The 15,026-nt window shown below is 69.2% G+C and carries 11 protein-coding genes and 5 pseudogenes; 6 read left to right on the plus strand and 10 right to left on the minus strand.

The annotated features are described in order from the left end of the window. The 3 genes from H1D24_RS44330 to H1D24_RS40060 all read left to right on the plus strand — a co-directional run. On the plus strand, nt 1-200 hold a 200-nt coding region (locus tag H1D24_RS44330), incomplete at its 5' end, for a DUF2264 domain-containing protein (RefSeq protein WP_374064730.1). Then, nucleotides 188-448, plus strand: a complete 261-nt coding sequence (locus H1D24_RS43325) for a hypothetical protein (RefSeq protein WP_258564714.1) — start codon at nt 188-190, stop codon at nt 446-448. The genes H1D24_RS44330 and H1D24_RS43325, both read left to right, overlap by 13 nt. 127 nt (nt 449-575) lie before the next feature. Then, nucleotides 576-2,354 (plus strand): extracellular solute-binding protein, encoded by a 1,779-nt coding sequence (locus H1D24_RS40060; RefSeq protein WP_309484623.1) that lies wholly within the window; start codon nt 576-578, stop codon nt 2,352-2,354. Nucleotides 2,355-3,069: 715 nt separating this feature from the next. On the opposite strand, the gene H1D24_RS40065 is transcribed toward H1D24_RS40060, so the two are convergent. Both H1D24_RS40065 and H1D24_RS40070 read right to left on the minus strand, forming a co-directional pair. After that, the gene (locus H1D24_RS40065) at nt 3,070-4,323 is read right to left on the minus strand and encodes an SLC13 family permease (RefSeq protein ID WP_220137765.1); all 1,254 of its coding nucleotides are present in this window, start codon (nt 4,321-4,323) and stop codon (nt 3,070-3,072) included. Between the two features lie 107 nt (nt 4,324-4,430). Beyond that, nucleotides 4,431-5,549: a PrpF domain-containing protein gene (locus H1D24_RS40070; protein ID WP_181662700.1), complete on the minus strand. Its 1,119-nt coding sequence runs from the start codon at nt 5,547-5,549 to the stop codon at nt 4,431-4,433. Nucleotides 5,550-5,721: 172 nt separating this feature from the next. Between H1D24_RS40070 and H1D24_RS40075 the strand changes: the two genes are divergently transcribed. Beyond that, nucleotides 5,722-6,675, plus strand: a complete 954-nt coding sequence (locus H1D24_RS40075; protein ID WP_181662701.1) for a LysR family transcriptional regulator — start codon at nt 5,722-5,724, stop codon at nt 6,673-6,675. Nucleotides 6,676-7,398: 723 nt separating this feature from the next. On the opposite strand, the gene H1D24_RS40080 is transcribed toward H1D24_RS40075, so the two are convergent. The 3 genes and pseudogenes from H1D24_RS40080 to H1D24_RS40090 form a co-directional block, all read right to left on the minus strand. Then, on the minus strand, nt 7,399-7,956 hold the full coding sequence (locus H1D24_RS40080; protein ID WP_181662702.1) for a TetR/AcrR family transcriptional regulator: 558 nt from the start codon (nt 7,954-7,956) through the stop codon (nt 7,399-7,401). A gap of 10 nt (nt 7,957-7,966) precedes the next feature. Then, a complete protein-coding gene (locus H1D24_RS40085) occupies nt 7,967-8,548 on the minus strand; it encodes a sugar O-acetyltransferase (protein WP_181662703.1) in 582 nt (193 codons plus the stop codon). A gap of 73 nt (nt 8,549-8,621) precedes the next feature. Next, nucleotides 8,622-9,347: pseudogene (locus H1D24_RS40090) on the minus strand (MFS transporter); the annotation flags it as partial. A 51-nt stretch (nt 9,348-9,398) separates the two neighbouring features. Here H1D24_RS40090 and H1D24_RS43330 point away from each other — a divergent pair. Then, nucleotides 9,399-9,464: pseudogene (locus H1D24_RS43330) on the plus strand (VOC family protein); the annotation flags it as partial. A gap of 1 nt (nt 9,465) precedes the next feature. Next, nucleotides 9,466-9,987, plus strand: a pseudogene (locus H1D24_RS40095) (IS5 family transposase); the annotation flags it as partial. Nucleotides 9,988-10,021: 34 nt separating this feature from the next. Here H1D24_RS40095 and H1D24_RS40100 read toward each other — a convergent pair. The 5 genes and pseudogenes from H1D24_RS40100 to H1D24_RS40120 all read right to left on the minus strand — a co-directional run. After that, nucleotides 10,022-10,411: pseudogene (locus tag H1D24_RS40100) on the minus strand (VOC family protein); the annotation flags it as partial. Between the two features lie 167 nt (nt 10,412-10,578). Next, nucleotides 10,579-11,327: pseudogene (locus tag H1D24_RS40105) on the minus strand (IS701 family transposase). A 65-nt stretch (nt 11,328-11,392) separates the two neighbouring features. Continuing rightward, the gene (locus tag H1D24_RS40110) at nt 11,393-12,400 is read right to left on the minus strand and encodes a spirocyclase AveC family protein (protein ID WP_181662704.1); all 1,008 of its coding nucleotides are present in this window, start codon (nt 12,398-12,400) and stop codon (nt 11,393-11,395) included. Between the two features lie 129 nt (nt 12,401-12,529). Then, a complete protein-coding gene (locus tag H1D24_RS40115) occupies nt 12,530-13,873 on the minus strand; it encodes an NAD(P)/FAD-dependent oxidoreductase (RefSeq protein WP_181662705.1) in 1,344 nt (447 codons plus the stop codon). 107 nt (nt 13,874-13,980) lie between these two features. Continuing rightward, nucleotides 13,981-14,958, minus strand: a complete 978-nt coding sequence (locus H1D24_RS40120) for a spirocyclase AveC family protein (RefSeq protein ID WP_181662706.1) — start codon at nt 14,956-14,958, stop codon at nt 13,981-13,983. Between the last annotated feature and the right edge of the window lie 68 nt (nt 14,959-15,026).

Below are 15,026 nucleotides of genomic sequence, written 5' to 3' on the forward strand. Positions count from 1 at the left end.
ATCCTGAGCGGGCCGGAAGGTGCGTCCGGCCGGGCCAGCAGCGCCCGCACCCGGGTCGCAGCCGGCACTTCACCGACCACGGCGCCCCCGACGGAAACGGACTGCTCAGCCTGGGCTGGCATGCCGCCTGGCCCGTGATGCGCCAGGCGTACTCGGGGCCCGGCCCGCCGTACTGGGGGCCAAGGGCATGCTCGGCCTGATGCTGCCCGAGGAGCACCCGGTGTGGACGGACCCGGAAGGGCCGCTGCCGGTGGAGACCGGGGATGTCGCACGAGTGATCAAAGTCCCCGGCTGGCTGCTCAGCGCACGGCGCCGCGATGGCATCGCGGTGGGCTCGACCACGGCACCGACCATGCGAGCCCCAGTGACCGATGCGCGGACTCGCCGCTGTACGCGGGGCTGGGCCACTCCACAGCCACTGTTCCTGCCCTGGTCGGTGCGTCGGTGACGGACCCGGTCGACAACGCGGTCGTGCTGCTCGACGATGCCGGCCGGCCAGCCACCGCAGCGGGTTCGAGAGTCTGTTCGCCCGAGAGCTCCCCGGTGGGGTGCTTGCCGCCGCCTCCCGGGGATCGGTGCGCTGGGTCGACGTCAGTGCCGACGACTCACCCGACCACGGCTCCGGTCGCAGAGAGCCCACGGCCCCCGGGCCGGTGGTCACCGTCGTCTCGCTGCTGCACGCGGGAACGGAGGTCCGGCTGGTCCGGGTCGACGTCCCGTCGGCACAACCGGACCGGCCCGCCTGGCGCTCGGCGCGCATCGGCGGCTGGCTGGTGGTCGCCGCATGCGGCAAGACCGCCGCCTCGGTCAGCCCCAGCAACATCGGTCGCGACAGGGCCCCCTGGCCCACCTACCGTGCGGCCGCGATACCCGAACCCGACCTGCCCGCCGACCCCCGCGGCGTCGACGCGGGCTACTTCACCTACCCGTCCGACCTCGTCAGGTCAGTCGCCGACACGCCGGGACGCGGCGAGACAGTGACCGCCATGGTCAACACCTGGGAGGCGCCGCCCTCGCCCCGCGAGCAGAACCTGCTCTGGCAGGCGCTCAACAAGGCCCTGGGTATCGACCTCAAGCTCATCATCGTGCCCGGCGGACTCCACGGCCAGAAGATCGCCACCACCATGGCCAGCGGCGAGGTCCCGGACCTGATGATGGTCCGCGGCTTCTACCCCAGGGTCGCCGACTTCGCCGTCTCGGAGTCCACCGACCTCACCGACCACCTCTCCGGCGACAACATCCTCAAGTACCCGAACCTGGCCAACATCCCGGCCTACGCCTGGCAGGAGATGGGCCTCATGGCAGGCCGCATCTACGGGATCCCCCTCGTGCGGCCCGTGACCGGCACCGCCATCCTCACCAACCGTGACCTGTTCACCAAGGCATCCGGCGGCGCCTTCGCCGGCGACGGCTGGGACGCAGACACCTACGTCGACACCTGCGTCGAACTCTCCGACCGCAAGCACTTCGCCCTGGGCACCTACGGCGGCACCGCCTACAACCTGGGAGCCCACTCCCTGTGGCACGGCGCCCCGAACGGCTACGCCCTCGAGGGAGACAAGCTGATCAAGGCCGAGGCCACCAACGAGTACCGCCAGGCCCTCGAGTTCACCCGCGACATGTTCCGCCGCAAGGTCTTCCACCCCGACGGCCTGACGACCGACATCACCGTGATGAAGACCCTCTTCTACAACGGCACGGTGCGCAGCATGCCCGACGGCTTCCCCGCCTACGCGGCAGCCGTCCCGGCCATCAAGGGCACGTTCGAGATCGACCTGATGCACGCCCCCACCGGCCTCGGCAAGGGCCCCGGCACCGCGGTAGGCAACACCCTCTACGGCTACACCCTCATCAAGAAGACCTCCAAGGCCCGCACCGAACTCCTCCTGCGCGTCCTGGACTTCCTCGCAGCCCCCTTCGGCAGCGAGGAGTACCAGCTCATCAACTTTGGGCTCGAGGGCAAGCACTTCGAACGCGACAAGAACGGCGACCTGAAACTCCTCGACCTCGCCACCCGTGAGAACGGCAACACCCTCCCGGTCAAATACCTCGCCGCACCCCCGACCGTCTCCTACATCCCCGGCGACCCCGGCGCGGTACGCCGCGTCCACGCCTACCAGACCAAGGACCTGAAGATCGGCAAGAAGAACCCCATGGCCGGCTTCCGCTCCACGTACTCCGACCGCAACAGCGCGGCCCTCAACACGCCACTCGCCGACACCGCCGTCGCCGTCATCGAAGGCCGCAAACCCATGGCCGACTGGGACAAGGCCGTCCAACGCTGGCACCGGGACGGGGGCAACCGCATCCTCGACGAACTGCTTGCAGAGTATGAGGCGGTCAACGCGGGGTGAGGGATCCGGGAGCCGGCGGGCCTCCGGCGGGTTTCCCGGTGCGGCGGGGGCCTGCCGGATCCCGAGGCGGCCATGGTTGTTCGGTGCCCGCCGCCGGTCATGTCCGCCTCGGCCGCCTAGCGCAAGGCCGGTCGCCGCATCCGAGCCGAGCTCGTACGCCGCGGCCTTCTCACCCAGGTCACCGCACTGCCCGCCGGCACAGAAGCGCCTCCTGATGCAAGCCCTCGGCCGGAACTATCGTCAATCGCAGGGCCGCCCGCGACCCGAGGACCTCGTGGAGGACCTCGTCGCCCGCAGGGAGGTTCCCGGCAGGTCCGTGGTGATGGCTTCCCAGAGGGCGTCGAACCACTTCTGGTACTGCTCCACGATCGCGAGTCCTGACCGGGCCTCTTCGGGACCGGCCTGTGCCGACTGCAGCGCGTAGACGCGTCAGCCCGGTCGGGCCTGTTGGGGCTAACAGGTCTGACCGGGCTGAGCTGCTGCGTGCGGGGGATCAGGTGGGGCCGGCGGAGGCGTTGTCGTCCCATTCGTCGGCGGCGCGCATGTAGCCGAGCATCTCGCGGCTGTCCGGGGCCCAGCCGCTCTGGGCTGCGGTACATGCCGCCCGTCGCCGACTGCGTCTGTATCCCCCTGGTCCTGCACACACAGATCAGCACGGAGGGCGCCGTGCGTGGTGCGGCTCGGCGCCCTGCGCTGTCCGTCGTCGGTCTTTGCGCTATGACCAGGGCAGGACCAGGGCGCCCCAGGCGACGACGGGGCCGAGGGCGACGATTCCGCCGGTGTAGCCGATGACCTGGCGGTAGAAGCGGCGGGTGTCCACCCCACGGGCGTTGCTGAGGACGAGTGCTCCGTTGGTGGAGAAGGGAGAGGTGTCGACGATCGTCGTGGAGACGGCGAGCGCGGCGATCAGTCCGGCACCGCTGAGGTGGCTGGAGAGCAGCAGCGGTACGGCGATGGGGATGATCGCTGTGAGAATCGCGGTGGAGGAGGCGAAGGCGGAGGTGATGGCCACGGTGAAGCACAGCAGCAGGGCGACGACGAGCGGGGCGCCCAGGTTGGCGGCATGTTCGGAGATCTCCTCGATGATGCCGGCCTTCTCCAGCATCGCGATGTACGTCATCATGCCCGCGACCAGAAGCAGGGTGGACCAGCTGACGCCGTCCACGGCCTTCTCCTGCCGCTTCATGTCCACCAGGGCCAGCAGGGCGCCGGCAGCCAGCGCAAGGAAGCCGATCTCCAGGTGGAAGCCGAGCGCGCCGACGACGAGGGCCACCAGAGAGGCGAGGGTGAGCCACTGCCGCCAGTCGGGCCTGCCGGAGACGGCGAGGTCCTCGTCGTCGGCTGCCTTGGCGGCGCCCTCGACCAGCGGGGCGGGACGCTTGGCGAGCAGGGCGTAGGTGAGGATCGAGAGCACCAGGTTGATCACGAAGCTGGCGCTGAACAGCGCCACGGCGGAGACCTGCACATCGGTCTTGTCGACGAGGCCGAGCACCAGCGCACCGGAGACGGCCAGCGGGGAGAACGCGCCCGCGTGCCCGCCGCTGATCACCATCATGCCGACGACCAGCGGGTTGAGCTTGTAGCGGTAGGCGAAGTTCATGCCGATCGGCGCGAGGATCGCGACCGCGGCCGGGGTGAACGTGCCGAACGCCGTCAGTAGGGCGGCCACCAGGAACAGCACCCAGGGGATGAGCGTCACTTTGCCGCGTACCAGCCGCACTCCGGCCGCGACGAGCCAGTCGATGGTGCCGTTGCGGCGGGCGACGGAGAACAGGTAGGTGACTCCGACGATGGTGACGAAGAGCTTCGCCGGAAATCCCTCGAAGATCTGGTCCTCGGTGAGGCCGAGCGAGGCGGTGCCGACCACGAAGGTGGCGACGAAGGCGAGGATGCCCAGGTTGATCGGCAGCACGGTGCCGACCACGAACATCACCAGCAGGGCGCCTATGGAGATCACTTCAGCAGACATCTTTGTCCTTGGTGCGGTGGGGACGGGGTGGCGCGCCCCGAGGGCGCGAGGGTATCCCGGTGCGGACGGCTGGGAGCCGGCCTGACCGAGGTGATGTTCGTCGCGGCTCAGGCAGCTTGCGGGCTGCCTGCTTCCGGTACGTAGATTCGGGCGTCGGCGAGCAGACGGGCCGCGCGCTGCACGGTGACCCGGTGCGGCAGGCCGTCCCTCACATCGGTGCAGCGGACCGCTACGACGCCGGCGGGCGTGCCGAGGCGCAACCACTCGTCGGTCGGGCCGCCCGTGGTCCGGCAGACCACGGACCCCTGCAGCAGCCCGGCCGCCGCGACGGCGACGGCGGAGGTCAGGCCGATCGCGGGGTGCGGGGCGTTCATGGTGAGCATGCGCACCGACACGTCGTAGTCCTCGGCACCGATCGGTTCACCGAGGGTGGTGGTGTACGGCACCGGCGGCCCGACCAGGCCCACCTTGGGCACCGCGTCGCCCGGTTCCTCGCCCGGCTGGTCCAGACCCATCAGGGGTGCGGCGGCATGACGGACGGTGCGCAGCCAGGGGACGTCTGCGCTCATCCGCTCCAGTGACTCGGCACCGGTACGCCCGGCACTGGCGGCGTCGACAAGGACGACCGGAGCTCCTGCGGTCACCATGCTCACGCGTACCGGCTCGGCGGCGCCGACCCGCAGGTCCTGGGCGGCCTGGCCGGTGGGGAGCAGTGAGGCAGTGGTACCGGCGGGGTTGCGGAAGGTGAGGCCGACCGCGACCCCGCCGGCACGGGTGCCGGGTACCGTCTGGCGGCCGAAGTGGTGCACCACGCCTCCGGGGGTGTCGACGATCCCTTCGAGGACCGCGCCGGTATTGGTGTTGCGCATCACCACGCGCGTCCGGTCGCCGGTGACCGGAACCATTCCTTTGCTCACCGCGTACAGGGCGACGCCGGTGGCGCAGTTGCCGCAGTTGCTCGTCCACTCCACCGAGCCCGTCCCGATGCCGACTTGAGCGAACAGGTAGTCGACGTCGACGCCAGGCTGGGGTGAGGCGCTGACCACGGCCGCTTTCGAGGTGGTGGGGGTTGCCCCGCCCACCCCGTCCAGCTCCACGGGATCGGTGGCGCCGTACGCGGCGACCAGCAGCCTTTCGAGGTCGCCACGGTCGGCAGGGACTTCGACCTGGTTGAACAGCCAGCACTTGCTTGTGCCGCCACGCACCAGGGTCGCGGGAATGTGCACGTCTTCAGGCTCTTCCTGGATCAACGGAGGTAGGGAAAGGGCCGAGGCAGCGATGACGGGCGCATTGCGTGCCGGTGAACCGCTCGGCGATTGCGGAGACCTTCGCAGAGGCGTGACTTCGGAACAATCGCAGTTCGCTTCACCTGGGTTTAGCTCAGCTAAAGTCGACGGCATGCTCAACGTGCGCCGTCTGCTGCTGCTCACCGAGGCCACCGAACGCGGTTCACTCACTGCCGCGGCGGAAGCCCTCGGCATGACCACCTCCGCCGCCTCCCAGCAGATGTCCCTGCTGGAGCAGGAGGCAGGGCAGCCCCTCATCGAGCGGCTGCCACGCGGTATCCGCCCCACCCCGGCGGGTGCCGCGCTGGCCGAACGCGGTCAGGCCATCCGGCGGGAACTCCGTGCCGCCCAGGCCGACCTGGACTCCTTCACCGCCCTCGACCAGGGCACCTTGCGGCTCGGTTCCTTCCCCACGGCGAGCGCGTCCCTGCTGCCGCTGGCGCTCACGCGTTTCCGACGTCGCCACGCCGGCATCCGTATCGAGGTACGCGCCGGAGTCCTCGCGGAGCTCAGGGAGATGCTGCACACCGGCGAGGTGGAGCAGGGGCTGCTCTGGGACTACGAATGGAACCGCCTCGACGATCCGGCGCTCGCCCTCACCCACCTGCTGGACGACCCCACGGTGCTGGTCGTCCCTGCCGACTCACCCCTGCGCACCCATCCCTCCGTGCGCCTCGGCGACCTCGCCGACCAGGAGTGGATCATCCGCGCCGACAACCACCCCGTCGCCGACGTCCTGCGCCGAAGCTGTCGCCAGGCGGGATTCGAGCCGCGCATCGCCTACTCCTCGCACGACTACCAGGAGGCGCAGGCCATGGTCGCCGCCGGTCTCGGCATCGCGCTCGCACCCCGCCTGGCCCTCACCAGCCGACGCAGCGACGTACGCCTCCTGCCGTTCGCCTCCGACGTCCCGGCCCCCACCCGCCGCATCCTCCTCGCACGCGCCGCGGCACGCCCCGCCACCCCACCCGCCCAGGCGATGGCCCGCGTCCTGCGCACGGTGGCGCAGCGATTCACCGCCTCAGACCTGCACCGGGCCCAGCTCGGGGCGGTCCGGCGGGGCTGACGGTGCGGCCGCAGCAGGTCCAGCTGGTACTCGGCGCACAGATCGCGAAGGAGTTCTTGATGTGCGTGGACGAATTTCGCGGGCCTGGACGCGCACCCGCAGCTCTGATCTGCTGATGGGCTCGCCGGCCAGCAGATCGGCGTAGAAGGTTTCCCAGTCGACTCTGCTCTGGCTGACCCTCTCGCGTCCTCGGGCCGGTATCCGAGTTGACGAATCCTCGGGATGTCGGCATCCCGAGGCCCCGCCAGGAGCTGGTACTCGGTGAACTGGGCGGCCCTGCGCAGGAAGTCGGGCATCCCTGGCATTGACGCCGGATCGAACGCGTTCCGGCGATCTCGCCCCGCTCACAGCGGCGGGAATCCGGCGACTCCTGGCAGCTGGCCGCCCCACGCTGACGACATTTCGGCGCACACGCCACGCACTGAACTGGTCTCGCCGGCGCCGCCGTCACCAGGCCACCGCACGCCGCTGTCACTAACGCCGCCGCACCCGAAGTCACGAACTCCCGCCACCTGACGGCACATCAACCAATTTCAACTCGCGAACACGCCCATGACCAGCAGGAATAGCGAACTGTAACTGGAGTTAGGTGGCATCCTCATGGAGGTCGAAGCGGGAAGGCAGCCAGTAACCCGGACGTGCCAAGCGGATCCGTAGATCTGCCCTGGGATGGCTGAGGCTTGGCCGTGGGACACAGCGGTCACGTTTGTGCCGCACGGGCGGTCAGGGGGTCTGGCTGCCGGTGGTGGTGATGCGGGTGATCGCTTCGAGTGTGAGGGCACGGTCGTGCGGCTCGGAGGCCAGGGCGCGGTGGAGGGCCAGGCCTTCGATGAGGGCGTCGAGCTGACGTGCGGTGGCAGGGTCGAAGTGCTTCTCCAGATGGACGCGGCTGCGGCGCATCCATTCCTGGGTGAGTTTCCGGTAGGCGGGCTGGCGGGCGGCGAGGGTGTACAGCTCCTGGGCGAGTACGAGGTCGCGCTGGCTTCCCTCGGACAGGGCGTGCACGAGGTCGGCCACCGCCTCTCTGGCTTGACCGGGGTCGGCCGGGGCCGTCAGGTGGGCGTCGAAGACAGCGACGATGTGGTCGGTGAAGCGGCCGAAGGCTTCGCGCAGCAGGTCGTCCATGCCGCTGAAGTGGTAGGTCATCGATCCCAGGGGCACGCCGGCGCGCGTGGCGATCTTGCGGTGAGAGACGCGGGCGATGCCCTCCTCGGCGATGAGGTCGAGGGTGGCGGTGATGATGCGCTCGCGCCGCTGTGGGTCGGTGTGTCCGGTGGCCATGGCGACAGACCTAGAGGTTGCGTACCACTCGGGCGGGGTTGCCGACGGCGACGGTGTTCGCGGGGACGTCCTTGGTGACGACGGCTCCGGCGCCGATGACGGAGTTGTCGCCGATGGTCACCCCGGGGCACACGATCACTCCGCCGCCGAGCCAGACGTTGTTGCCGATGGTGATCGGCTTGGCAGCTTCGAGCTTGTCCCGCCGGGGCTCCGGCTCCAACGGGTGTGTGGGAGTGAGGAGTTGGACGTGAGGGCCGATCTGGCAGTCCTCGCCGATGGTGATCGTCGCGACGTCCAGCGCGGTCAGGTTGTAGTTGACGAAGGTGCGCGCCCCGATGGAGATGTTGCTGCCGTAGTCGACGTACAGCGGCGGCCGTACGTGTACCTGTTCGCCCAGGGAGCCGAGCAGTTCGGCGAGGACCGGCCGGGCCGCCTCGGCGTCTTCGGCGTAGGCGGCCTGGTAGCGGGTGGCGAGGTGCACGGCCTGCTGCTGGCGGCGGGCGATCTCGGGGTCGTCGGCGATGTAGAGATCGCCCGCCGCCATGCGCTGCAGGTTGGTGCGTGGGTCGCCCGCGAAGTAGTCCGTCGGCATGCGGGCGAGCATACACCCGAGAGCGTACGATCGTACTCTCTGGGGCGTGGATGGTTCCGTGCCGCCCCGAGGGCTACGGGAGGCGGTTGCTGAGCACTCCGGCCAGCAGGATGACGAGCAGTCCGGCGAGGGGTACCACCATCAAGCCCGCGCGCAGGCTGGTGGCGTCGGCGACAAGCCCGACGATCGGCGGGGAGAGCAGGAAGCCCAGGCGCATCAGCCAGGAGATGATCGTCAGTCCCGATCCCGGCTTGAGGCCGGGCAGTTGGTCGGCCTCATGCATGGCCGCCGGCACCAGCGTGGCCACACCGAAGCCGGCCGCGGCGAAGCCGAGGATCGTGCCGGGCACGGTGGGCACGACCAGCGCCAGGCCCATGCCGGCCGCAGCGACGAGCCCGCCGACCCGGGCCACGGTGCGCTGCCCGAACCGGTCGACGAGCCGGTCGCCGAGGAGGCGGCCGACGAACTGCGCTGCCACCAGGGCGATGTAGCCGCAGGCCGCCAGGGTGACCCAGGCGTGCAGCGAGTCGGAGAGGTAGACGGTGGCCCAGGAGCTGCCCGCGTCCTCGACGAGCGTGCCGGCCGTGGCGATGACGACGAGTGCGGCCAGTACCCATCCGGTGCGCAGTCCGGAGCGAGTCTGCTGCTGCCGGTGCGGGTTCGCCTCGGTGTCGGTGTCCTGTGCGGGCGCGGTGTCCGGGCCGGGCAGACAGAACCGCAGGGCGACGCAGGCGGCGGCTCCGCACAGCACCGCCGAGATCAGCAGGTGCCGTCCGCGCGACAGGTCCAGTGCGATCGAGGGCGACACGGGCCAATGCTCTGAGTCCCGTCCGCACTATCTGGGAGAGTCATGACAAGTAGGTTCACCGAGTTGGCCGTTGACTGCCACGATCCGGAGAGACTCGCCGCCTTCTGGTGAGAAGGAACCACCGGGCGGAGTGCTGGCTGAGCCCTGTGATCACGGGCTGGGACGCTCACGCGGCGGGTTCACCACCAAGCTGCACGTGGCTGTCGAGCAGGGCCAAAAGCCCATGTCGATCGTGGTGACGGCCGGGCAGTGCGGCGACTCGCCGCAATTCGAGCCCGTGCTGGAGAATGTCCGCGTACCCCGCATCGGATCGGGCCGGCCACGCGTCCGCCCCGATCGAGTACGCGCCGATCGGGCGTACTCCTCGCGTAAGAACCGCGCCTACCTGCGCCGCCGTGGAATCCGCTGCACCATCCCATACAAGGCTGACCAGGCCCGCAACCGCAGGAAGCTCGGCTCCCGTGGCGGCCGACCGCCGCGTTTCGACGCGGTGGATTACCGCGAGCGCCATGCGGTCGAGTGCGGGATCAACCGACTGAAAAGGCACCGGGCAGTGGCCACGAGGTACGACAAGCTCTCCGTCCGCTACGAGGCGACCGTGCTGGTCGCAGCCGTGAACGAGTGGCTGTGACCAGCACCGTCGCAACGGCCCTCAGACGACGTCGAATTCGTTGCCTCCGCAGCACGGTGGCACCAGCTTTGACCAGCCGTTCCACCGTAGCCTTGACCCGCTGTGTGCGGAGGTCCAGTGGGACGTCACGGCCCCCACCGACCTTCAGGTCGAAGTGCCACCGGTTCTTGGCGGCCTTCGGCTCCGGAACCTGCTGGAACCACACCCTCGGTCCACGTCCCGCGGGATCGATGATCGACTCCGGAATGTCCCCGGCACCGGCCGGCAACTCTGCCTCGGGCACCCCCACCGCCGCCCAGTAAGCACGCCACGTGGCGTGCCCGCCCGGCGGAGGCTCAGGCACGTAGCCCAGGGCCTCGGCCCAGAAAGTCACCATTCTCTGCGGATCGGAGCAGTCGATCGTCAGCTGCACTGTCATCTCCATGCTCGGAGCATCCCAGGCAGGTCTGACAGAGGATCCACTTTCGCAACAGGCCCTAGTAGGGCTTGGTCAGGTCGGTATCGGGGTGGGTATGTCGCGGTGGCAGGTGGGGCAGGCGCCGGCCCAGATGGCGAGGAGTGTCTGCAGTTCGCGGACGACCTGGTAGAGGCTCAGTCCGGCGCCGCTTCTTTTGGGGCTCGTGCCAGTCGCTGCAGTGTGCAGAAGGCATGGGCGGCCGAGACGAGGGTGACGTGGTGGTGCCAGCCGTTCCAGGTGCGGCCTTCGAAGTTGGCCAGGCCCAGGGCCTGTTTCATCTCCCGATAGTCGTGCTCGATGCGCCAGCGGAGCTTGGCCAGCCGCACGAGTGTGGTCAGAGGCGTTCCGGAGGGCAGGTTGGACAGCCAGAACTGCACTCGGCGGGCCAGCTTGGCCGCATCCGCCTGCGGCGAGGAGGGATCCCAGGAGGCGGGCAGGAACAGCCGCCAGTCGATCGCGGCCGAGGCATGGTCGTCGGCCAGATGCAGCGACACGCCCGCCTGGCAGTTGGTGACCTTGCCCGCGGTGCCGGTGTACTGCCGGGACACGCACGCGGAGGCGTCGCCGTCCTTGAGGAAGCCCGTGTCATCGACGATCAACGCGGCCGGCTGGATCGCTTCCTGCATCGTCCATGCCAGACGGGCGCGAACGTGCGCCGGATCCCACGGGCTGGTCGTCACGAAGTAGGCCAGCGCCTGCCGTTGCCGTCCTCACCCAGCCGGGCCGCCATCGGCTCCACCGACTTGCGCCGCCCGTCCAGCAGCAACCCGCGCACATACGCCCGCTCCCAACGCCGTTGATCAGCACGCGAGAAAGCCTCGAACAATTCCGCCGTGAACGCCTCCAGGTCCTCCCGGACCTCGGCCGTCTCCCCAGGTGTCACACCGTCCCAACGCCGCCCACCGGCGATAAGACACGCCACTCACGACTGAACCTGACCAAGCCCTACTAGGTGTGGGGCCGGTCGATCCAGCTCGGCAGCCCTGCTGGGTAGCTGACGAGCGAGGCCAGAACCATGAACCATTGGAAAGCCATCATGCTGAGGTTGATGAACCCGATGCCCGCGAGCAGCCGGATCGGCGTGCGGACGCGCTGAGGCAGCTGCAGGGAGCCTTCCAGCAGCCAGACCTCGTTGCCGGGCTTGGCGTACAGGTACATCAGCACGACAGGCATCGTGACGAACACAACCATGGTGAAGGGCGAGGTGAGAGGGATGCGGTACCAGCTGTCCTCGAAGAGGGTGAGGTAAGGGAGGGCGCGTGGGTAGGCCCACCCGCCCGGCCGCATATAGGCCGTCTCCAGCGGGATGTCGACGAAGAAGATGATCAATGCGGTGAGGGTGGCCACCCTGGCACGGCTCCAAGACGGCCGCCATCGCCTGAGCCGTTCGGCGACGGCCACCCCGATGACGGCCCAGATCAGTGACACGGGATAGGACGCGTTGAGGACGAAGCTTTCGATCTGGGGCAGCGGGCCGTGCCAGCCGGGAAGGTAGGAGCCCCATGACACCACGTTCAGGCTGTACCTGTTGTGCCCGGCTGCGTGATGGACGGCCCCGGAGTAGGGGTTGGTCCAGAAGCACAGCATGTATCCGGCGAACAGGGCTGTGTACAAGGTGACATGACCCGCTTTGCGTGACAGCCACCAGAGCAGCACGGCCGCTGCGATGATGGCCACGGCGACCACTACCTCCAGCGTCATTGTGCTGATCTTCAGCGCCCGGGGCATCTCGTAGCCCCCGGACGGGTAGGCGTGGAAGTTCCCGTCGGCGGCCCAGCGAGCGAACACCCAGGCCTGTGCCAGGAGGCACACCACACCCAATCCGGCCCAGAAGACGGGCGCGATCATCCAGCGCGGCTTGAGCGGTGCAGGCGCGGAGTCCGGTGAAGTGCTGCTGTGTGAAGTGGGAGGGTGCCCGGGGCCGGGAGCGGCCTGGGCGGGGTTTCCGGTGTTCATCCGTGTCCTTTCACTTGCGCGGCTGCCCGCTCGGCGACCACAGGCGCAGGTGCCGCACCTGACGAAGTCAGCCCGAAGGCTCGGTCTCATCGGGTGGTCGGGCGCCGTCCTTCGCGAGAGGGGCAACCGTCACGGAGGGGGCGCCGACGTTCCGATGGGATGCCGTGGTTTCCTGTGCAAGACCGCGGGTGGAGCGAGGGTGGCTGGATGGGCCGTGAGGTTCTGCACCTTGATGAAACGGCGGTACAGGTCCGGGTCGGCGGGCATGCGGTCGATGATCCGGCGCACTGTCCGGTGGGCGAGGAGCGCCGGAGTGCGACGACCGGTGTCCTGCCATCCGATGTCGGAGTACGCGGCGAGCTGCCATGGGGTGCGGATCGCAGTGGGAAGGGCCTGTTGGAAGGCATGGCCGAATCCTGGAGCCCGGCAGTCCCGTAGCCGGCCCAGCAACCGGTTCAAGATCTCCGCTTCGAGGGCCGCGACGGTCATGCCGTGGCCGTAGACGGGGTTGAGGGTGCAGACGGCGTCGCCGATCGCGATCAGTCCCTCGGGCCAGTGCCGCATGCGGTGGTAGAGGCGCCAGCAGTTGTCCAGGCCCCCATAGCGATAGATGGCGCCGAGTGGTAGCGCGCGGGAGATCACTTCGAGGTGGTGCGGGCTGCGCAGCCCGGCCGCATACCGGCGGAAGCCTTCGTCATCGCGGGGGGCCCGTTCACCGTCCGCGCCGATCAGGGTGAGTTGGATCCGGTTCTCCTCGATCCGGACGGCCACTGCTCCGCGCCGCAAGTGCGGGGCGTAGGTGAGCTCGGCGGTCACCTGCCATGCGGGTGTGTACTTCGGGGTGCATGCGAACAGGCGTGAGGTATACGAGAGTTGGGCGCGCACGCGCCTCGGGGCGGGAGGAGGCAGGCCGGCCGAGGTGAGCCAGTCGGTGAGTCGGGACGTCCTGCCGGTGGCGTCGACCACGAGGTCTGCCAGCCGGCGTTCCCCTTCGGTGTCGTGGATTCCGGTGACCTGTCCGTCCCGCCACACCAGGCCGTCGGCCCAGGTTCCGTCTGCGATCTCGATGGCTGGATGGCTAAGAACCCGCTCCCGCAGAACCGATTCGAGCAGTGGCCTGCTGGCCGCGTGATGACGCACGTGTGAGGTCACCGGGCTCGCCCACCCGGAGGGGAAGAGAACCCTGGCTCCTTCGCCGAAGTCGAAAACAGGGGCACCGCGGCGGATCAGTTCGTCGCTGAACCCGGGGAAGATCCCCTCGAGGACAGTCGCCCCGCGGTGGAGCATGCCGTGCGGGTGCCGCGCCTGGGGCGTACCCCTGCGGTAGGGCGACGCATCGCGGATCGGGTCGGGGTCGATGATGGTGACCTGGGCGTCGTGCCTGGCCAGGACATGGGCGGCCAGAAGACCGGCGAAGCCGCCACCGAGCACGATCGCATGGCACGGACGGGCGCCGGTTGCGTGTTGCTTCATGCTGGTGGGTCCCTTCTCGCTGTGGAGCTGCGGGTGGTCCTTGGGCCGCCCCGGCCGCTGCCAGTTCCTCCCGTGTACCCGGGCCGGAGCGGTCGTCGGGGGGGCGGTCACCATGTGGGCCGGTCCAGCCAGCTCGGTGTCTCCACGTAGTAGCCGACCGCGGCGGAGCCCAGCATCAGCATCTGGAACAGCACGGTCGCGGCGTTCATGAGGCCGACTCCGGCGAGCAGCCGCACCCACGGCTGGCTGCGCCGTGGTAGCTCCAGTGAGCCCTGGAAGAGGTGGACTTCCTGGCCTCTCTTCGCGTACAGGACCATCGCGCTGACGGGTACGACGTAGAAGAAGATCACGCCGAAGACGGAGCTCAGGGGTGTCTGGTACCACTCGCCCTCGAACAGCGTGAGGTGCGGCAGAGCCCGCGGATACGAGAACCCGCCAAGGCGGGTGTACGTCTGGGTGAGCAGCGGATCGAGCACGAAGAACGCCAGCGTGATCGCCGTGAGCGTCCGTGCCCGGCTCCAGTGCTGCCGGTGGCGGCGCAGCAGCCGGACGAGGAACAGCGCGATGACGATCCACACCTGGAAGAGCGGGAAGGCCAGCTGCATGACGAAGGACTCGGCGGCGGGGAATTCCCCGTTCCAGCCGGGCAGGTACGGCCCCCAGCTCACGACGTTGAGGTCGTAGCGGTTGTTGCCCGCGGCAAAGCGGTACGACCCGGCGTATGGACTCGTCCAAAAGGTGGTGGCCAGGCCGACGAGCAGAGCCGCTTCCAGGTTCACCCGGCCCAGGGCGCGGCTCTGCCGCCAGTGCAGCACGGCCAGCGCGGTGATCACTGTGACGTCGAGAACCTGGGTCACATGCGTGATGACCTTCCGGGCCGGCGAGATCTCGTAGCCGCCTGAGGGATAGGCGTGGAAGTTGCCGTCGGCGGCCCAGCGGGCGAAGACCCAGATCTGGACGGCAAGGCAGAGCACCCCGAAGGCGGCCCAGTACACGGACGCGCAGCGCCAGCGGCTTCCGGCTGGAGCGTGTGGGCGTTCGGCTGCTGAGGTGCTGGGGGCGGGCGACGTCGTCTGGTCTGCCATGGCAGCGGGTGCCTCGGTTGTGTCACCGCTGCCGGTGAGGAACCTGGGTGCGGCCCTCACCGGTCCAC

Source organism: Streptomyces himalayensis subsp. himalayensis (assembly GCF_013778455.1).
Taxonomy (GTDB): domain Bacteria; phylum Actinomycetota; class Actinomycetes; order Streptomycetales; family Streptomycetaceae; genus Streptomyces; species Streptomyces himalayensis.